This is a genomic window from Streptomyces sp. NPDC002754, assembly GCF_053592315.1.
Genome location: NZ_JBSFVM010000013.1, coordinates 92,937 through 112,755 on the forward strand (window position 1 = coordinate 92,937; position 19,819 = coordinate 112,755).

The 19,819-nt window shown below is 70.1% G+C and carries 16 protein-coding genes; 10 read left to right on the forward strand and 6 right to left on the reverse strand.

Annotated features, from left to right (window positions below; all coding sequences use genetic code 11):
• Positions 1-16: 16 nt before the first annotated feature.
• The 5 genes from ACWD2L_RS24845 to ACWD2L_RS24865 all read left to right on the forward strand — a co-directional run bounded on the left by ACWD2L_RS24845 (position 17) and on the right by ACWD2L_RS24865 (position 7,128).
• Positions 17-1,936, forward strand: a complete 1,920-nt coding sequence (locus tag ACWD2L_RS24845) for a copper resistance CopC/CopD family protein (protein ID WP_351332094.1) — start codon at positions 17-19, stop codon at positions 1,934-1,936.
• 8 nt (positions 1,937-1,944) lie between these two features.
• Complete coding sequence (gene efeB, locus ACWD2L_RS24850) at positions 1,945-3,255, forward strand: iron uptake transporter deferrochelatase/peroxidase subunit (RefSeq protein WP_351332096.1); 1,311 nt, start codon at positions 1,945-1,947, stop codon at positions 3,253-3,255.
• 130 nt (positions 3,256-3,385) lie between these two features.
• Positions 3,386-4,321 (forward strand): prephenate dehydratase, encoded by a 936-nt coding sequence (pheA, locus tag ACWD2L_RS24855; protein WP_351332099.1) that lies wholly within the window; start codon positions 3,386-3,388, stop codon positions 4,319-4,321.
• A gap of 652 nt (positions 4,322-4,973) precedes the next feature.
• On the forward strand, positions 4,974-6,245 hold the full coding sequence (gene serS / locus ACWD2L_RS24860; RefSeq protein WP_351332102.1) for a serine--tRNA ligase: 1,272 nt from the start codon (positions 4,974-4,976) through the stop codon (positions 6,243-6,245).
• Positions 6,246-6,303: 58 nt separating this feature from the next.
• A complete protein-coding gene (locus ACWD2L_RS24865) occupies positions 6,304-7,128 on the forward strand; it encodes an HAD family hydrolase (protein ID WP_351332105.1) in 825 nt (274 codons plus the stop codon).
• Between the two features lie 203 nt (positions 7,129-7,331).
• On the opposite strand, the gene ACWD2L_RS24870 is transcribed toward ACWD2L_RS24865, so the two are convergent.
• The 4 genes from ACWD2L_RS24870 to ACWD2L_RS24885 are packed head-to-tail and all read right to left on the reverse strand — an operon-like array spanning position 7,332 to position 10,893.
• Positions 7,332-8,051: an ABC transporter permease gene (locus ACWD2L_RS24870; RefSeq protein WP_351332107.1), complete on the reverse strand. Its 720-nt coding sequence runs from the start codon at positions 8,049-8,051 to the stop codon at positions 7,332-7,334.
• Between the two features lie 9 nt (positions 8,052-8,060).
• The gene (locus tag ACWD2L_RS24875) at positions 8,061-8,972 is read right to left on the reverse strand and encodes an ABC transporter ATP-binding protein (RefSeq protein WP_351332110.1); all 912 of its coding nucleotides are present in this window, start codon (positions 8,970-8,972) and stop codon (positions 8,061-8,063) included.
• Positions 8,969-9,871, reverse strand: a complete 903-nt coding sequence (locus ACWD2L_RS24880; RefSeq protein WP_351332113.1) for an ABC transporter permease — start codon at positions 9,869-9,871, stop codon at positions 8,969-8,971. Before ACWD2L_RS24880 ends, ACWD2L_RS24875 begins: the two co-directional genes overlap by 4 nt.
• The gene (locus ACWD2L_RS24885; RefSeq protein WP_451191448.1) at positions 9,868-10,893 is read right to left on the reverse strand and encodes an ABC transporter ATP-binding protein; all 1,026 of its coding nucleotides are present in this window, start codon (positions 10,891-10,893) and stop codon (positions 9,868-9,870) included. Before ACWD2L_RS24885 ends, ACWD2L_RS24880 begins: the two co-directional genes overlap by 4 nt.
• Before the next feature lie 244 nt (positions 10,894-11,137).
• Between ACWD2L_RS24885 and ACWD2L_RS24890 the strand changes: the two genes are divergently transcribed.
• From ACWD2L_RS24890 to ACWD2L_RS24910, 5 genes are all read left to right on the forward strand, one after another.
• Positions 11,138-11,980, forward strand: coding sequence for a M24 family metallopeptidase (locus tag ACWD2L_RS24890; RefSeq protein WP_351332116.1), 843 nt, complete (start codon positions 11,138-11,140; stop codon positions 11,978-11,980).
• A gap of 11 nt (positions 11,981-11,991) precedes the next feature.
• Entirely contained in the window at positions 11,992-13,770 is a 1,779-nt protein-coding gene (locus tag ACWD2L_RS24895; RefSeq protein ID WP_351332286.1) for an SDR family oxidoreductase, read from the forward strand.
• Positions 13,767-14,729, forward strand: a complete 963-nt coding sequence (locus ACWD2L_RS24900) for a MerR family transcriptional regulator (RefSeq protein ID WP_351332118.1) — start codon at positions 13,767-13,769, stop codon at positions 14,727-14,729. Before ACWD2L_RS24895 ends, ACWD2L_RS24900 begins: the two co-directional genes overlap by 4 nt.
• Positions 14,730-14,939: 210 nt before the next feature.
• Positions 14,940-15,893: an LLM class flavin-dependent oxidoreductase gene (locus tag ACWD2L_RS24905; protein ID WP_351332121.1), complete on the forward strand. Its 954-nt coding sequence runs from the start codon at positions 14,940-14,942 to the stop codon at positions 15,891-15,893.
• A gap of 89 nt (positions 15,894-15,982) precedes the next feature.
• A complete protein-coding gene (locus ACWD2L_RS24910) occupies positions 15,983-16,882 on the forward strand; it encodes an HAD-IIB family hydrolase (RefSeq protein ID WP_351332124.1) in 900 nt (299 codons plus the stop codon).
• Between the two features lie 11 nt (positions 16,883-16,893).
• Here the strand turns inward: ACWD2L_RS24910 and ACWD2L_RS24915 are convergent, their stop codons facing one another.
• Both ACWD2L_RS24915 and ACWD2L_RS24920 read right to left on the reverse strand, forming a co-directional pair.
• Positions 16,894-17,940 (reverse strand): M23 family metallopeptidase, encoded by a 1,047-nt coding sequence (locus ACWD2L_RS24915; RefSeq protein WP_351332127.1) that lies wholly within the window; start codon positions 17,938-17,940, stop codon positions 16,894-16,896.
• A gap of 148 nt (positions 17,941-18,088) precedes the next feature.
• On the reverse strand, positions 18,089-19,819 hold the full coding sequence (locus ACWD2L_RS24920; RefSeq protein WP_351332130.1) for a GAF domain-containing sensor histidine kinase: 1,731 nt from the start codon (positions 19,817-19,819) through the stop codon (positions 18,089-18,091).

Below are 19,819 nucleotides of genomic sequence, written 5' to 3' on the forward strand. Positions count from 1 at the left end.
AGGGGCTGACCCGTACGTGAAGACCATCGCTCCCCGCACCTGGCAGCTGGTGCTGCTCTTCATCGCCGTCACCGGCGCACTCCTGGCCGGCGCCGCCCCCGCGTCCGCGCACGCCGCGCTGACCGGAAGCGACCCCAAGCAGGGAGCGGTGGTCGACGCGGCGCCGAAGAAGGTGTCGCTCACCTTCTCCGAAAGCGTCGCGATCTCCGACGGCGCGGTCCGTGTCCTCGACCCCGCGGGCAAGCGTGTCGACGACGGAAAGGTCGCCCACCCCGGCGGCACGACCTACGCGGTGGGACTGCACTCGGGCCTGCCAGACGGCACGTTCACCGTCACCTACCAAGTCGTCTCCGCCGACAGCCACCCCGTCGCCGGCGCCTACACGTTCTCCATCGGCGCGCCCTCCAAGACGTCCGCGGTGGTCGCCGACCAGAACGCGGGCGGCGGAGTCGTCGGCGGGATCTACGGCGTCGCGCGCTACGTCTCGTACGCGGGCTTCGCACTGCTGGTGGGCGGCGCCGCGTTCGTGCTCGGATGCTGGCGGCGCGGCGCGGGCAGCAAGCCGGTGCAGCGCGTCGTGGTCGGCGCCTGGACCGCGCTCACCGCCGCCACCATGGCCATGCTGCTGATGCGCGGCTCGTACACCGGGTCCGGGAAGCTCGGCGACATCTTCGACATGTCGCTGCTCGGCCAGGTCCTGCAGACGAAGACCGGCGCCGCGCTCACGTCCAGGCTGCTGCTGCTCGCGGCGGCGGCCCTCTTCATCGCCGTGCTCTTCGGCGCCTACGCGAAGAAGAACGAGGAGACCGCACAGGGCAGCGCGGATGGCGAGGACACGGGGGCGAAGGAGCGCAACGATCTCACCTTCGGGCTCTCCGTCGGCGGCACCGTCGTCGCGGCCGGGCTCGCCGCCACCTGGGCCATGGCCGAGCACGCCTCGACCGGCATCCAGGCGGGCCTCGCGATGCCCGTCGACGTACTGCACCTGCTGGCCGTCGCCACCTGGTTCGGCGGACTGACCACGCTGCTCGTCGCCCTGTACCGGGTGCCCACGATCGAGGGCTCCGTGGTGCGCCGCTTCTCACGGGTCGCCTTCTGCAGCGTCCTCGTCCTCGTCGCGACCGGGCTCTACCAGTCGTGGCGCCAGGTCGGCTCCTGGTCGGCGCTGACCGGGACGGCGTACGGGCAGCTGCTGATGGTGAAGGTCGGGCTGGTCGCCGTACTCGTCGGCGTCGCCTGGATCTCCCGGAAGTGGACGGCTCGGCTCACCGAGACCGCGACCGCCGCCCCGGCGGCGGGGCAGGCGTCCGAGGTCTCCGAAGAGAAGGAGCCGGTCTCCGTGACCGTCGGAGGGAAGGCTGCGAGCCCCGAGCGTGCGGCCCAACTCGCCCGGCAGCGCGCCGCGATGGCGAGCGCGCGCGAGAAGCGGGTGCGCGACGCCGATCCGCACCGCTTCGGGCTGCGCCGCTCGGTGCTCGTCGAGGCGGGCATCGCGGTCGTCCTGCTCGCCGTCACCACCGTGCTGACGTCCACCGAGCCGGGCCGTACCGAGGAGGAGGCCAAGTCCGCCACCTCGGCCACGCAGGCACAGACCGGGCCGCTCTCCCTGAAGATTCCGTTCGACACCGGCGGCGCGGACGGCAAGGGCACCGCCCTCCTGGAGATGGACCCCGGGCGTACCGGCAACAACGAAATGCACCTCTACATAGAGCGGCCGAACGGCAAGGCCTTCGACGTCCCCGAGGTGAAGCTCGCCCTCACCCAAGAGGCGAGGAAGATCGGGCCGCTGCCCGTCGTGCCCGACCACATCGCCACGGGCCACTGGACGGCGAGCGGCGTGCAGATCCCCGCGGCGGGCGACTGGAAGGTCGCGCTGACCGTGCGCACGTCGGACATCGACCAGATCACCATCAACAAGAACGCGAAGATCGGCTGAACCGCCCCATGGCTGACACGTCTGACACGGCTGACACGACCGAAACGGCTGACACCAAGAGCGGCGCCGCGTCCTCCCCGCAGGCCGCGGGCATCTCGCGGCGCCGACTGATCGGGACGGCGGGTGCCACCGGCGTCGCCCTCGGCGCCGTCGGTGCGGGCGCGGGGTATGCCGTCGGCTCCTCGAACTCCCCCGAACAGCAGGCCACGTTGACCTCGATCGGGGCGGACGAGGTGATGTTTCACGGGAAACATCAGCCCGGCATCACCACCGCGATGCAGTCCCGCGGCCACGTCGTCGCGTTCGACCTGGCGGCGGGCGCGGGGCGCAAGGAGGCCGCGGCCCTGCTGCGCCGCTGGTCCGCGACGGCCGAGCGGCTGATGGCGGGCAAGCCCTCGGCCTCGGACGACACGGACGTGGCCCGGGACGCGGGCCCCTCCTCGCTGACGGTCACCTTCGGCTTCGGCCACAGCTTCTTCTCCCGTACGGGACTCGAGAAGCAGCGCCCCGCCGCCCTCGACCCGCTGCCGGACTTCTACTCCGACCACCTCGACAAGGCGCGCAGCAACGGCGACCTGTGGGTGCAGATCGGCGCCAACGATCCACTCGTCGCCTTCCATGCGTTGCGTGCGATCCAGAAGGACGCGGGATCCACCGCCAAGCTGCGCTGGCAGATGAACGGCTTCAACCGCTCGCCGGGGGCCACCGCCCACCCGATGACGGTCCGCAATCTGATGGGCCAGGTCGACGGGACGGACAACCCCAAGCCCGGCGAGGCGGACTTCAACAAGCGGATCTTCGTGCCCGGTTCGGGCTCCGCTCAGTCCCCCGCATGGATGGGAGGCGGCTCGTACGTCGTCGTACGCCGGATCCGGATGCTCCTCGACGACTGGGAGAAGCTCTCCACGGCGGCGCAGGAACACGTCATCGGGCGCAAGAAGTCGAGCGGCGCCCCGCTGACCGGCGGCAAGGAGACCACCGAGCCGGACCTGGAGAAGACGGACGCGAACGGTGACCTCGTCATCCCGCTCAACGCGCACTCCCGCATCACCCGGCCCGACCAGAACGGCGGATCCGCGCTGCTGCGCCGCCCCTTCTCGTACCACGACGGCTACGACGAGGACGGCTCCCCGGACGCCGGGCTGCTCTTCATCTGCTGGCAGGCGGACCCGCTGCGCGGCTTCGTGCCGGTACAGCGCAAGCTCGACCGCGGCGACGCCCTGTCGAAGTTCATCCGGCACGAGGCGAGCGGGCTCTTCGCGGTGCCGGGCGGTGCGGAGAAGGGCGGTTATGTGGGGCAGCCGTTGCTGGAGGGGTAGGCGGGGCCGGGGGCCGTCGCCGGGGGGCGGGCTGGGCCGTCGCTGAGTGGTCGGGGGCCCGGTCGCCGGTTGGGGTAGCACCTGCACGTACCCGTGAGCCCGGCCTCGTACGGCGCATTAGGGTGAGCCCATGCCAGCCAGCTACGCGTATCTCGGCCCCGAGGGCACCTTCACCGAAGTCGCCCTGCGCACGCTCCCGGAGACGGCCACCCGGGAACTCGTCCCCGTGGTGTCCGTGCCCGCGGCGCTCGACGCCGTCCGCAGCGGCGAGGCCGAGGCCGCGTTCGTACCGATCGAGAACTCCGTCGAGGGCGGCATCACCACGACCCTCGACGAGCTGGTCGCAGGCGAGCCGCTGATGATCTACCGCGAGGTGCTGCTCGACATCACCTTCGCGCTGCTGGTCCGCCCCGGCACCGCGATCGCCGACATCAAGACGGTCACCGCGCACCCGGCCGCCCAGCCGCAGGTGCGCAACTGGATGAAGGGCAACCTGGCAGCGGACGTGACCTGGGAGTCCGCGGCGTCGAACGCCGACGGCGCGCGCCTCGTCCAGGAAGGCCGCTACGACGCCGCGTTCGCCGGCGAGTTCGCGGCCGAGAAGTACGGGCTCGTGCCGCTGGTCACCGAGATCCACGACGCCGAGAACGCGCAGACCCGCTTCGTCCTCGTCGGCAGGCCGGCCCGGCCCGCGGCGCCCACCGGCGCAGACAAGACCTCGGTCGTCATCTGGCAGCGCGAGGACCACCCCGGCGGGCTGATGGAACTGCTCCAGGAGTTCGCCATCCGCGGGGTCAACCTGGTGCTGCTGCAGTCCCGGCCCACCGGAACGGGCATCGGCGACTACTGCTTCGCGATCGACGCGGAGGGGCACATCGCGGACCGCCGGGTGGCGGAGGCACTGATGGGGCTGAAGCGGGCGTGCCCGGAGGTGCGCTTCCTCGGCTCCTACCCGCGGGCCGGGGTCACCGTCGAGGATGTGCGCACGCCGCGCTCGGGAACCTCGGACGGCGAGTTCGTGGCGGCGTCCGACTGGCTGGCGCGCTGCCAGGACGGCCGGTTCTAGGGCCTGTCTTCCCCTAGGGCCTCGCCCCGTAGTTTTCCGCCGGAGCCGAAGTTTTCCACCGTCGGGTCCGGCTCTTTTTTGTCTGTACAGCCGGTCCTACCAGCGGATTTTCTTCATCCACAGAAGTTATCCACAGGGCGCCTTCTCGACCTGGGGACAAGTCGACAGGAAGGTGCCAGTTGGTCGACAAATCGGCCCACAGATCCCAGATGCATCCACAGCCCGGCAGGTCACCCTTCGTCCATACATTTCCTTTGATCAACTCTTTGGAGTGAAGCATTTCCACCCGAAAGTGAGCTTGCAAGCGGTTTGGGTGGGGAATTCTTTGCTACACATGTGGCTTTCGGAATGATCACTTCCGGCATCCACAGATCTTTCTCACAGCCTGTGGATAACTTTTCGGGTTCGCGCATCGCTGTGGACAGCGGGGCCCCAAGTCCCGGCCGCGACAAGGGGATCGGGTCAAGGTGAAGCGCCGCATCTGCCCCTTTCAAGGGAAGGTGTCGGGTTTTCCTTGACGCGCCTCGCGGGACCCGAGTGGATCTTTTCCGGCCGCACTCCATCCTTAATTCACATTCCGGCAAATAGGGCATAAGGGAGTGCAACGGATATCGGGTCGTGGGCCGGAAGCGGGCAACGGTAACCTTGAGGGGTGATTGACCTTCGCCTGCTCCGTGAGGACCCCGACCGTGTTCGCGCCTCCCAGCGCGCCCGTGGAGAGGACGTCGCGCTTGTCGACTCCGTCCTGTCCGCCGACGAGCGGCGCAGGTCGTCCGGGCTCCGCTTCGACGAACTCCGTTCCGAGCAGAAGTCGCTCGGCAAGCTGATCCCCAAGGCCTCTCCCGAGGAACGCCAGGAGCTGCTGAAGAAGACCGGCGAGCTCTCCGCCGCCGTCAAGGCCGCAGAGGTCGAGCAGCGCGAGGCCGAGGAGGAGACGCAGCGCCTGGCGCTCCAGCTGGGCAACCTCGTGCACGCCGACGTCCCGCGCGGCGGCGAGGAGGACTTCGTCGTCCTGGAGACGCACGGCACGATCCGCGACTTCGGCGCCGAGGGCTTCGAGCCCAAGGACCACCTGGAGCTCGGCGAGGCGCTCGGCGCCATCGACGTCGAGCGCGGCGCGAAGGTCTCCGGCTCGCGCTTCTACTACCTGACCGGTGTCGGCGCGCTCCTGGAGCTCGCGCTCGTCAACGCGGCGATCGCGCAGGCCACCGAGGCCGGCTTCACGCCGATGCTGACCCCGGCCCTGGTGCGCCCGCGCGCCATGGAGGGCACGGGCTTCCTCGGCCAGGCCGCCGACAACGTGTACCACCTGGAGAAGGACGACTACTACCTGGTCGGCACCTCCGAGGTCGCACTCGCCGGCTACCACATGGACGAGATCCTCGAGGCGGACCAGCTGCCGCTGCGCTACGCCGGCTTCTCGCCGTGCTTCCGCCGCGAGGCCGGCACGTACGGCAAGGACACCCGCGGCATCTTCCGCGTGCACCAGTTCGACAAGGTCGAGATGTTCTCGTACGTCGACCCGGCGGACGCGGAGAACGAGCACCAGCGCCTCCTGGAGTGGGAGAAGCAGTGGCTGACCGGCCTCGAACTGCCCTTCCAGGTGATCGATGTCGCCACCGGTGACCTCGGCTCCTCTGCCTCGCGCAAGTTCGACTGCGAGGCGTGGATCCCGACGCAGGGCAAGTACCGCGAGCTGACCTCGGCCTCGAACTGCGACGGGTTCCAGGCGCGCCGCCTGTCGATCCGGATGCGCGACGGGAAGAAGACGCAGCCGCTGGCGACGTTGAACGGCACGCTGTGCGCCGTCCCGCGCACGATCGTCGCGATCCTGGAGAATCACCAGCAGGCCGACGGCTCGGTACGGGTTCCGGAGATGCTGCGGCCCTACCTTGGGGGACGCACCACCCTGGACCCCAAGTAATCGCAGCCCGAACGGCCCGCGCAGCCGTGCTGCCTGTATCTCCTGGAGCCGAACGCCAGTGAGCCACCCCGCTCCCCCCGCCCCTGCCTTTCCGTACAAGCTCGTGGCGACCGATCTCGACGGAACGTTGCTGCGTTCCGACGACACGGTCTCCGAGCGCACGCGTGACGCGCTCACCGCGGCCACCGCGGTGGGCGCCGCGCACATCATCGTGACCGGCAGGGCGGTGCCCTGGACCCGGCACATCCTCGACGACCTCGGCTACGAGGGCCTCGCGGTGTGCGGCCAGGGCGCGCAGGTCTACCACGCGGGGGAGCACCGGCTGCTCACCTCGGTGACGCTCGACCGGCAGCTGGCGGGGCTCGCGCTCGCCAAGATCGAGGCCGAGCTCGGCCCGCTGGCGCTCGCCGCGAGCCGCGACGGTATCGAGGGCGAGGTCATCGTCGGCCCCGGCTACGAGGTGCAGGAGGGCCCGCTGCCGGTCGTCCCGTTCACGGAGCTCGCAGAGCTGTGGGCGCAGCCGCTCAACAAGGTGTACGTCCAGCATCCGGGCCTGACCGACGACCAGCTGGCGGAGGTCGCGCGCACCGTCGCCGGCGGGCTTGTGGGGGTCACGATGGCGGGCGAGGGCATCGTGGAGCTGCTCCCGCTCGGCCTCTCCAAGGCCACGGGCCTCTCCCTGGCGGCCCGCCGGCTGGGTGCGAAGGCCGTCGACACGATCGCCTTCGGCGACATGCCCAACGACATCCCGATGTTCGGCTGGGCGTCCTACGGCGTGGCCATGTCCAATGCCCACGAGGAGCTCAAGACGGTGGCCAGCGAGGTGACGTCGTCGAACGAGGAGGACGGCATCGCGGTGGTGCTTGAGCGGTTGCTCGGTTGAGCGGTTGCTCGGCTGAGCCGTGCGCGTGACGGCCGACCGTTCTCACGCCACGGGGCTCCGCCCCGGACCCCGCGCCTCAAACGCCGACGGGGCTTGACGGTCCCCGGGCATCGCCTGAGGCGGGGCTCGACGGAGTGCAGTGACTACTCCGGATCGGTGGAGTTCGCCGCCACCGAATGATCGGCGGCGGCGGTCACCCGGACCTACTCCTCTCCAGCCAGCTTCAGGGTCCGCAGCTTCTGCCCGGCGTACCAGGTCGCCAGAACCGTCACCACCACCAGGAGCACCGTCGCGAGCGGCAGCCCCACGTCCGAGGTGACGAGGTCGCCGCCGGCCACCTTCTGGGCGACCGCGAGCGACCACTGCTGCACGCTGAGCGTGCGCGCCCCGGAGACCATGGATCCGAACAGGGCCTCCCATACGAGGGCGTAGACGAGGCCGAAGACGACCGCGTGCCGGGTGACCGTGCCGAGCAGCAGGAAGATCGCCGCGTAGGCGATCGAGGCCACCAGGGCTGCGACCGTGTAGGCAACAGCGATCTGCTGTCCGTTGCCGTTCAGGATGAAGCCCGCGATGAGCGTCGGGACGGCGGAGAACACCATGGTCACGCCGATCGCCACGATCAGCTTGGTGAAGATGATCGTGGGCCGCTTGAGCGGCTTCGACAACAGGTAGACCACGGACCCGTCATCGATCTCCGGGCCGATGGCTCCGGTTCCCGCGATGACGCCGATCAGCGGCACCATCGTGGCGAGCGCGAAGCCGCCGAGCAGGTCGGACGCGGTCTGGTCGTCGGCCCCCGTGAGCCCGCGCACGAGCGCGGAGATCACGATCAGCAGTACGGGCAGCGCGAAGAGGATGAGGGCCCGGCGCTTGCCGAGCAGGGCCCGGTAGGTGAGTCGGGCGACAGTGGGGTCGTACATCAGGGCCTCCTACGCCGCGACCAGATACGAGAACACGGACTCGAGGGATTCGTCGGACGGCGAGACCGTGAGCAGCCGGATGCCGTGCGCCTGCGCGACCTTCGGGAGCAGCGTCGTGAACCGGCCGAAGTCGACGGCCTGGACGTTCAACGCACCGTCCTTCAGGTCGACCTCGATGCCCGCCGTCGACGGGTCCGCGATCAGTACGGCTGCCAGCGCCCGGTCGTCGCTGGAGCGGATCAGGTAGCGGTGCGGGCGGTCGGTCATCAGGCGGCGGATCTTGCGGAAGTCACCGCTCGCGGCGTGCCGGCCCGCGACGACCACCTCGATGTGGGAGGCCAGTTGCTCGACCTCTTCGAGGATGTGCGAGGAGAACAAGACCGTGCGGCCCTCGTCCCCCATGCTGCGCAGCAGGTCCATGAGCTGCATGCGCTGACGCGGGTCCATACCGTTGAACGGCTCGTCGAGCAGCAGCACCGATGGGGTGTGGACGAGCGCGGAGGCCATTTTCACGCGCTGCCGCATGCCCTTGGAGTACGTCGAGATCTTGCGGTCCTGCGCGTACTCCATCTCGACCGTGGCCAGCGCCTCCCCGGCCGCCTTCTTGCCGAGGCCGTGCAACTCGGCGTTGGCGACGACGAATTCGCGGCCCGTGAGGAAGTCGTACATCCCCTCGCGCTCGGGGACGATGCCGATGTGCCGGTAGATCTGTTCGTTGCGCCAGATCGGCTGTCCGTCGAGGGTCACCGACCCGTTCGAGGGGGCAAGGAAGCCGCCCATCATGTTGATGAGCGTGGACTTCCCCGCGCCGTTCGGACCCAGCAGGCCGGTGACGCCGGGGCCGATGTTCATGGTGATGTCGTTGACGGCGACCACGTTGCCGAACCAGCGTGAGACGTGGTCGATGTTGATCGTGGTCACAGTCCGACCTTCCGGTAGCGGCGCATCAGCAGCCCGTAGGAGCCGGCGATGAGCCCGAGGACGACGAGCAGATAGACGAGGCCCTGGCCGGCCGAGGGTCCGTGGGCCCCGGGGAAGGACGAGCCCGCTCCGAGGAACGCGGTCTGCACTCCGTCGATGAGCGTGATCGGTGAGAAGAGGCCGAGCCAGGTCACCGCCCCGCCGTTGTCCTGGACGTCGGCGATCGCCTGGACCGTGGACACCGCGCCGTAGGAGATGGTCAGGACGGCAATGACGGCGGCGATGCCGAATCCGCGGCGCGGGGTGACGGCGGAGACGACGAGTCCGATCCCGGCGAAGAGCAGCGACAACAGCGCCACGGATACCAGTCCTTGAGCGAATCCCTTGGTCTGCTCCGTGAAGTCCAGCTTGGTGAGCAGAGAGCCTACGTAGAGCACGATCAGCGGTGCGGCCGTGAGGATGAACAGGGCCGATGCCATCGCGGCGAATTTCGCGACTACGTAGTCGACCCGCTCGATGGGGCGGGAGAAGTAGAGCGGGATCGACTTGAAGCGCAGGTCGAGGGAGACCGCGTTCGGCGCCGCCGACGCCACGTAGAGGCCGATCACCGCCTGGAGGATGACCGCGTAGCGCGTGTAGTCGACGGGCAGGTCGTTCGCCTTCGTGGCGACGGTCACCGCGACCATGATGAGCGCCGGGACGCACATGACGATGAAGAGCAGCATCGGCAGCACCTTGGACTTGGCCGAGCGGCCGAGTCCGTAGGCAGCGCGCAGGCTCTGCGAGAAGAGCGAGCGGCGGGCGTACGCGCGGCCCAGGCGCTGGCCGTCGTAGTGGCGGTAGCCGATGTTGTGGATCTGGGTGGACGCGCGGTCCACAGGGCTTTGCTCGGTGGTCATCGCGCCGCGCCTCCCGTCTGCTGCGATGCGGCGGTGGCCGCCCAGGCCGCGGCGCGCTCGGAGCCCTGCTCCTGCTGCGCCTCGCCCTCGGGGCGGAAGACCTCCGCGATCTGGTGCCTGCGCTGCTCCATGCGGACCAGGCCGAGGCCGAGGTCCGCGACGACGTCGCGCACGATGTCGTACGTCTCCTCGCCCTGCGCCGTGAGGAGGACGGTGTGTCCGGCGCCGGGCAGCTCACCGCCGGCGCTGGTCTCGATGCCGCGCTGCGCGAACGCCTCGCGCAACGCCTTTGTCCCGTCCGGGTGTTCGTCGCTGTCGGTGACCTCGATCGCCAGCACCGCCGTGGCCTGCGTGAAGTCCGTGGTGGAACTGGAGCGCAGCAGCTTGCCGCCGTCGATGATGACGACGTGGTCGCAGGTGCGCTCGAGCTCGCCGAGCAGGTGCGAGGTGACGAGGACCGAGATGCCGAAGTCGGTGTGCACGCGCCGGATCAGGCCGAGCATGTCGTCACGGCCGACCGGGTCCAGGCCGTTCGTCGGCTCGTCCAGGAACACCAACTGCGGGTCGTGCACCAGCGCTTGGGCCAGCTTCACGCGCTGCTTCATGCCCGTCGAGTAGCCGCCCATGGGGCGGTAGCGCTCCTCGTACAGGCCCACGTGCCGCAGCGTGTCGGCGGTGCGCTCGCGGGCGGCCGTCGGCGGCAGGCCCGACATGCGCGCCATGTGGACGACGAACTCGGTCGCCGAGACGTCCGGCGGCAGGCAGTCGTGCTCCGGCATATAGCCGACGAGCTCACGGATCTTGGGCCCCGACGAGGGGTCCGCGACGTCGAGCCCGAGCACTTCGGCGCGGCCCTCCGACGCGGGGGACAGACCAAGCAGGATCTTGATCATGGTGGACTTGCCGGCTCCATTGGCTCCGACGAGCCCGGTCACACCGGGCTCGATGTCCATGGTCAGCCGGTCAAGCGCGGTCACCTTGGGGAACCGCTTGCTCAGGCTTTCGGTCGCGATCACAGTCACGGTTCGACCGTAGTGGCGCAGACCACACGGATACGTCAGACCGTGGGGTCGACCTCGCCTAAGACCTGAGTATTACGGATCCCTAGGGGTCCACCCTGAGTAGACCGTGCAGGCCGCAGTGGACCGTGCAGACCCCTTGACGCCGCCGCCAAGCATTGTCACATTCATCAGTGTCAAGTTACGAGCGCGTACGGCGACGGCCCGGTCACGAACCGGGGCGGCCGCGACCGGGACGGACGGTGGCATGACCCAAGCGGTGGTACGTGAACTCTCGGCGGAACTACGGGGGTTCAGAGAAGTACAGAGGCTCGCGTACGCCTGCGCGGAATCGGTCGCGGCGCAGCTCAAGCCGGGCGTGACCGAGCGCGACGCGGCGCGGATGCAGCGGGAGTGGCTGCGCGAGCGCGGGGTGCGGGACTGGTTCCATCTGCCCTTCGCGTGGTTCGGGGACCGCACCGCGTTCGTGAACTTCCGCGTACCGCTGCAGTTCTTCCCGACGAACCGGCAGCTGGAGCCCGGAATGCCCTTCGTCCTCGACATGGCGCCGGTCCACCAGGGATACACCGCGGACATCGGCTACTCGGGCTGCCTCGGCCTCAACCCCGTGCACGACAAGCTGCTTTCGGACCTTCGGCCGCACCGCGAGCTGATCCTGCGCGAGGTGCGCGAGCGGCGCTCCCTGCGGGAGATCTACGAGGACGTGGAGCGGTTGATGGTCCGCCAGGGCTATGCCAATCGGCACCGGGCGTATCCCTTCGGTGTGATCGCGCACAAGGTCGACCGGGTCAAGGAGCGGCGGATCAACCCCACGCTGTTCGGCTTCGGCACCCAGTCCCTGAAGGGCCTGGCGAGCGACGCGCTGCACGGGCACCGGGACGGCTGGTCCCCACTGTGGTCGCCGTACAAGTTCTCCGACCACCCGCCGCGGCCGGGGCTGTGGGCGGTCGAGCCGCACCTGGGATTCCGGGGTACGGGCGCCAAGTTCGAGGAGATTCTCGTGGTCACCGACTCCAAAGACCCGCAGGAGAGCGCCTATTGGCTGGACGACGATCTGCCGCACGTGCGGCGCTGGGCGGAGGGCATCTGATGACGGACCTGATGAAGATCGACGGCGCGCGCGAGCGCCGGGTGCGCACGGGCGGTATCGAGCTGTGCGTCGTCGAGCTGGGGGAACCCGGCGGAGCCGAGCGGCCGACGGTGGTGCTCGTGCACGGCTATCCGGACTCCAAGGAAGTGTGGTCTGAGGTCGCCGTGCGCCTCGCGGACCGCTTCCACGTAGTGCTCTATGACGTACGCGGACACGGCCGGTCGACGGCGCCGCAGCCGCTGCGCGGCGGCTTCACCCTGGAGAAGTTGACCGACGACTTCCTGGCGGTCGCCGACGCGGTGAGCCCGGACCGGCCCGTGCACCTGGTGGGGCACGACTGGGGTTCGGTGCAGTCGTGGGAGTTCACCACGGTCACGCGCACGCAGGGCCGCATCGCGTCCTTCACGTCGATGTCGGGCCCGTCGCTCGACCACTTCGGGCACTGGATCAAGCAGCGCGTGAAGAAGCCCACGCCGGCCAAGGTGGGCCAGTTGCTCGGCCAGGGCGCCAAGTCCTGGTACGTGTACATGCTGCACACGCCCGTGCTGCCCGAGCTCGCCTGGCGCGGGCCGCTCGGCAAGCGCTGGCCGAAGATCCTGGAGCGCGTCGAGCGGGTTCCCGCGGGCGACTACCCGACGTCGTCGCTGCCCTCGGACGCCGCGCACGGAGCCTGGCTGTACCGGGACAACGTAAGGGCGCGGCTGCGCCGCCCGCGCGAGGACGCGTACGCGCACGCGCCCGTGCAGCTCATCACGCCGCTCGGGGACGCCTTCCTGTCGCCGAGGCTGTACGACCAGCTGGAGCTGTGGGCACCCCAGTTGACGCGCCGCGTGCTGCCCGCCAAGCACTGGGTTCCGCGCACCCGCCCCGATCAACTCGCCTCCTGGATCACCGAGTTCGTCACCACGCACGAGGGGCAGGAGGCGGGGGTGCCCGCGCACCGCCCGGCGGCCGACGGGAAGCACGCGGACCGGTTCGCCGGTCAGCTCGTCCTGGTGACCGGTGCGGGCAGCGGCATCGGCCGGGCCACCGCGTTCGCCTTCGCGGAGGCCGGCGCGCGCGTGGTCGCCGTCGACCGGGACGCCGAGAGCGTCGCGCGGACCGCCGAGCTCGCCCGGCTCATCGGCGCCCCCGAGGCTTGGGGCGAGACCGTGGACGTCACCGACGGGCAGGCCATGGAGAAGCTGGCCGAGAAGGTCGCCGCCGAGTACGGCGTGGTCGACGTCCTGGTGAACAACGCGGGGATCGGCCTGTCCGGCTCGTTCTTCGACACCACTCCGGAGGACTGGAAGAAGGTCCTCGACGTCAATCTGTGGGGCGTCATCCACGGTTGCCGCCTGTTCGGCAAGCAGATGGCCGAGCGCGGGCAGGGCGGCCACATCGTGAACACCGCGTCCGCGGCGGCGTACCAGCCCTCGAAGGCGCTCCCCGCGTACTCGACCTCCAAGGCCGCCGTCCTGATGCTCAGCGAGTGCCTGCGCGCCGAGCTGGCCGGGCAGGGCATCGGCGTCTCCGCGATCTGCCCCGGCCTGGTGAACACGAACATCACGGCGACGGCCCGCTTCGCCGGGGTGGACGCCGAGGAGGAGAAGCGCCGCCAGAAGAAGTCCTCGCGCCTGTACGGCCTGCGCAACTACCCGCCGGAGAAGGTCGCCGCGGCGATCCTGGGCGCCGTCGTGCACGACAAGGCGGTCGTCCCGGTCACCCCGGAGGCCCGCGGCGCCCACCTCATGTCCCGCTTCACCCCCAAGGCCCTGCGCGCGGTCGCCCGGATGGAGCCACCGCTGTGAGTACCGGCGGCACGGAGCAGCCGGTCGCCGAGTACCGGATCGAGGACCTGGCCCGCCACAGCGGCGCCACGGTCCGCACGATCCGCGCCTATCAGGACCGCGGGCTGCTGCCCCGGCCCGAGCGCCGCGGGCGGGCCAACGTGTACACGGACACGCACCTGTCCAGGCTGCGGCAGATCGCCGACCTGCTGGACCGTGGCTACACCCTGGCGTCCATCAAGGAACTGCTTGAGGCCTGGGACGCGGGGCGCGGCCTGGGCGGCGTGCTGGGTCTGGTCGCGGAGGTGGACGGCCCGTGGACGGACGAGCGGGCGGGGCGCATCACGCGCGCGGAGCTGGACGAGAGGTTCGGCGGCGAACCCGACGACGCCGCCGTGCGGGACGCGCTCGAACTCGGCGTACTGGAGCGCGCGCCGGGGACGGAGGACGAGTTCCTCGTTCCGAGCCCTCAAGAGCTGGCGGTCGCCGTCGAGTTGCACGCGGCAGGCGTCCCACTGTCCGCAATTTCCGGTCATCTACGGGAGTTGAGGGGGCAGGTCGAACATATAGCGGCGCGCTTCCTGGAGTTCACCACCGAGCATGTCTTCGCCCGCTATCTCGGTCCGCAACCGCCGACGGATGCGGAAGCGGCCGAAGCGGCCTCGCTCGTGCGGCGGCTCCGCCCGCTCGCACAACAATCGGTGGACGCCGAACTCGCCCGAGCAATGCGGACGTTCGCCAACCGGCACCTCCATCACCACCTCGCCGAAGGGCCGGCGGCCGAGGTGGCGGATGAGCAGCAAACTGTGGCGATACCCGTGGAGACAATGCGGGTCGTGCGCAGGCTTGTTGCTCCGGAGGACGTTTCCGCGTTCATCGCGGCGGCGGCCGAACGTGAGGTACAGACAAGGACATTGGATGCATTGACATCAAACCCCAGCAATACTCCCATAGTTGACCAAAAGGACTCCCTGGCTTGAGAGTTGTCCACAGAATCGCCAACTGGCCTGTGGATAACTCGACTTGGCTGTGGATCAAACATCCGGGCCAAAATTTCTGGATTGACTCCAAGAGAATCCAAGAGGATCCGAGAGAACCTGAGGGAAACCACGAGAGTCCGAGAGGCGGTCGCAAGGAGACCGGGAGAGCCCCGGGCGAGTTGTGAGGGAAATCCGCATACGCTCACAGGCATGAACGAGAACGCTCCCGCCACGACCGCTCGTCCGCTGCGCCTGAGCACCGTGATCCTGCCCTACCGCCGCTGGCACGAGGGCGCTCGCGAGGCATGGCTGCGCGCCGAGGAGCTGGGCTTCCACACCGCGTACACGTACGACCACCTGTCCTGGCGCGTGCCGTTCCGGGACGGGCCGTGGTTCGGGGCGGTCCCGACGCTGACGGCCGCGGCCACCGCCACCGAGCGGATCCGCCTGGGCACGCTCGTGACCTCGCCGAACTTCCGGCACCCCGTCACCCTCGCCAAGGAACTGCTCTCGCTCGACGACATCTCCGGTGGCCGGATCACCCTCGGTATCGGCGCGGGCGGCACGGGCTTCGACGCGAGCGCCCTCGCGCACAGCGGGCAGGAGCCGTGGACGCCTCGGGAGCGCGCCGACCGTTTCGCGGAGTTCGTCCCGCTGCTCGACCGGCTGCTCACCGAGGACACGGTCTCGTACGACGGGACGTTCTACTCGGCGGGCGGCGACGTCGGCGCCCAGAACATCCCGGGCTGCGTGCAGCGCCCCCGGCTGCCGTTCGCCGTGGCCGCGACGGGCCCGCGCGGCCTGAAGCTCGCAGCGCGGCACGGGCAGGCGTGGGTGACCACCGGCGACCCGAAGCTGTACGCGACGGGCACCCCGGAGGAATCGATTCAGGCCATTCGCGGGCAGGTATCGAAACTGGCCTCCGCGTGCGAGGCCATCGGCCGCGACGCGGACGAACTGGACAAGGTCCTGCTCACCGGATTCACCCCGGACCGGTCCCGCCCCCTCACCTCCGTCGACGCCTTCGTGGACTTCGCGGGCAGGCACCGGGAGCTGGGCTTCACCGAGCTCGTCCTGCACTGGCCGATCCCGGACACCGATTTCGCGGCCGACCAGAAGACCTTCGAAGCGATCGCCACGCAGGTCCTGGCCCAACTCGACTGAATCGCACTCCGTCACGCCGGAATCCGGGTGGGGCGCATGAGCCAGGCGCGTACTCATCTGTGCGCCCCGCAGCACGCCCGTGCACGCATATGCGCGACCATGGGTCGGTGACCTCACCGACTCCCGGGCCCCGGACTCCGGCCCCCTCCGCCCCCACGCCCCGGCTGATCGCCACCGACCTCGACGGAACGTTGCTGCACGACGACAAGACCGTTTCGCCGCGTACGGTCGCCGCGCTCGCCGCCGCGGAGGAGGCCGGCATCGAGGTCTTTTTCGTGACGGGCCGCCCGGCCCGCTGGATGGATGTCGTCAGCGACCATGTGCACGGCCACGGCCTGGCGATCTGCGGGAACGGCGCCGCCGTCGTGGACCTGCACGGCGGGGCGGGCGAGCACCGCTTCGTCAAGATCCGCGAACTGACGGTCACGGACACGCTCGACGTCGTCCACATGCTGCGCGCGACCGCCCCCGGCACAACCTTCGCCGTCGAGCGCACCGGCGGCCTGCACCACGAGCCGGGGTACCCGCCGCTGCACCTGGACCCCGGCGAATGCGTGGCTCCCGCCGAGAAACTCCTCGCCCCGGATTTCGACGTCGCGGACCAGCCGGTGCTCAAGCTCCTCGCGTACCACCCCGAGCTCGACCCCGACGCCTTCCTGTCGCTGGCCCGCGCGGGGGTGGGCGACCGGGCGGCCATCACACGGTCTAGCCCGAGCGCGCTCCTGGAGATCAGCGGCCCCGGCGTCTCCAAGGCGAGCACGCTCGCCATGTGCTGCGCGGAGCGCGGCATCGCGCCCACCGAGGTCGTCGCCGTAGGGGACATGCCGAACGACATGGAGATGCTCGCCTGGGCGGGCACGTCCTACGCGATGGGGAACGCGCACCCCGAGGTGCTGGCCTCGGCGACCGGCCGCACCGCGACCAACAACGAGGACGGCGTGGCCCGCGTCATCGAGGACATCCTGGCCGCGCACGCCCCCGCCCGGTAGCTCCACGACGCCTACAGCTTCACGTGGCGCTCGGCGAACCACTTCACCGGATCCACCCCGGAGCCCAGATACGGCGTGAGCCGCACCTCGAAGTGGAGGTGCGGCCCCGTCGAGTTGCCGGTGGTGCCCGACTGGCCGACCCACTGCCCCGCGCGGAGCTTCTGCCCCTGGTCGACGGTGACCGCGGCGAGGTGCGCGTACTGCGTGCAGTAGCCGCCGGGATGGCGCACGATGACCTCGATGCCGAAGGCGCCGCCGCAGGACACGCTCACCACGCGGCCCGCGCCCGCCGCCCGTACCGGCGTCCCGATGTCGACCGCGAAGTCCTGCCCGGTGTGCCGGTGCGACCAGCGCTCGCCCGCGCTGTCGAAGCCCGCGGACAGCTGGTACTTCTCCACAGGAGGCAGCCACGCACGCGTGGTTGAGTTTTTCGGCTCCTTGAGGCGCACGGCGCCCCGGCACTTCCCCGCGGCGACCGACGAGTCCGCCTGGCCCTGGAGCTGCCAACGCGCCGCTTCGAGCTTGCTTTCGATGCTCTTCTTAAGGATGGCGAGCCGCGCGTTGCGCTCCTTCAGTGAGTGCCACGCGTCCGCCGCCCTGCGCTGTCCGTCCGCGAGCCTGCGCTCGGCGCGCCGACTCTTGTCCACGGCGTTGTTGAGGGCCAGATCGGCCTGCCAGACCGCCCGTTGACCGTGCATCAGTTTCTCGGGATTCCCGGCCAGCAGCATCTGCGCCGTGAGAGGGATGTCGCCGCCGCTGCGGTACTGGGCGCGGGCGATCCGGCCGAGGTCGTCGTGGAGCGCGGAGATCTGCCGCCGCTCGCGCACGAGCAGCCGCTCCATCGTGCGTACCTCCGCCTTCTGTACGAAGGCGGCTTTACGGCCCGCTTCGTAGCGCTGCGTCGCCGTGGACGCCTCCTCGAAAAGGCGCGCGACGTCCGCGCTCGCCTCGGGGCCCTCCGCGCCCCGGGACACCGTGGGCGGGCCGAGGGCCACGAGGGCGCACAGCAGCACCGGGAGGACGAGCGATGTGCGGGTTCGGCGCGGTCCATGACGCATGCATCGGATCGTCGACCGCCGCACGCCGGGCTTCCTGTGGGGCTGGTACGGCCGAGGGAACGGGTGCCCCGTACGGCGCAGGAACGTACCGCCAAACCGGGGCGCCGCCGACGGCCTCAGGGGGGCTCACCTCAGGAGGAGGCACGCCTCAGTGGGGCGCCTCCCACACCACCGTCGTACCGTCCCCGTCGAGCCCCGGCCCGTGCCAACTGGCGCCACCGAGCGATTCGGCCCGCTTCTGAAGGTTCTTCAGGCCGCTGCGCCGCCCGCCCTGCTTGATGCCCACGCCGTCGTCCGCGACTGTGAGGCGGACGCCCGGCCGCCCGTCGGGGAGGAACACGGTGGCGTCCACCACGACGTCTATGCGATCGGCCTCCGCGTGCCGGAACGCGTTCGAGAGGGCCTCCCGCAGCGCCGCGATGAGGTGCTTGCCCGTGAGCTCGCCGACGACCGTGTCGACGGGCCCGAGGAAGCGGTGCGAGGGCTTGAACCCGAGCGGCACGGCGGCCGTATTGATCTCCCGGAGCACCTTGGTGCGCAGGCTCGACGGCGCCTCGGCCGGCCCTTGCTGAAGCGCGAAGATCGCGGTGCGGATCTCCTGGATGGTGGTGTCGAGCTCGTCGACCGCCTTGCCGACGCCGGTCTGCACTTCGGGCACCACGGAGCGGCGCTGGGCGGTCTCCAGCATCATCCCGGTGGCGAAGAGGCGCTGGATGACGAGGTCGTGCAGGTCGCGCGCGATCCGGTCGCGGTCCTCCAGGACGGCGAGACGCTCCCGGTCGCGCTGCGCGTCGGCCGAGACCAGGGCGAGCGCCGCCTGCGACGCGAACTGGGTGGCCAGGATGCGCTCCGCCTCGGTGAAAGGACGCCCCCCACGCGCGCGGGTCATCACCAACGTCCCCAGGACCCGCCCGCCGCTCTGGAGGGGCAGCATCATGGACGGCCCGTAGTCCTGCGCGAGGCCGGTCAGCATCCGGGGATCGGTGGCCGCGTCGTCGACGAACACGGCCTGGCCGTCGAGCAGTTCGGAGATGACCTCGCTCTCCGACGGCACGATCACGCCGAGCGCGGCGGAGGGCCCGTCCGCGTCGACGGCGACGATCTCCATGCCGCCCTCCTCTGCGGGCAGCAGCACTATGCCGGCCGCCGAGTCCGAGAGGTGCCGGGACTGTTCGGCGACCACCTGGAGCGCGTCGTCGGCGTCGCCGCCCGAGAGGAGCGCGGTGGTCACCGCCACCGAGCCGTCGATCCACCGCTCGCGCTGCTTGGCCGCTTCGTAGAGGCGCGCGTTGCCGATGGCGATGCCCGCCTCCGTGGCGAGCACCCGGACCATGTTCAGGTCGTCGTCGTTGAACTCGCCGCCACCGTGCTTCTCCGTGAGGTACAGATTTCCGAAGATCTCGCCCTGTACGCGGATGGGGAGGCCGAGAAACGTGTGCATCGGCGGATGGTGCGCGGGAAAGCCACAGGAGCGCGGGTCGTCCGCGAGGTTCGCGAGGCGCAGCGTCACGGGGTCGTGGATGAGCGCGCCGAGCAGCCCCCTGTGCCCGTCGGGCAGCCGCCCGATGCGCCGCGCGGTCTCCTCGTCGACTCCGGAGTAGACGAAATCCGAGAGCGCGGTGCCGTCCTCGGCGACGACGCCGATCGCGGCGTACTTGGCGTCGGTCAGTTCGGCGGCCGTCTCGCAGATCCGGTCGAGCGTGGTGTGCAGCTCGAGGCCTGTGCCCACGGAACGCATCGCTTCCAGGAGCTGCGGCAACCGGGCGGTCAGCTCGGCCGACAGACCGTGGAGGCCGCGTGTCGCCTGAGTCGCCGCCTCCAGGGACGCCGCGGCGGGCTCTGCGGGAGGAGGGACGCCGGGGTCCGTGGGAGCTGCCAT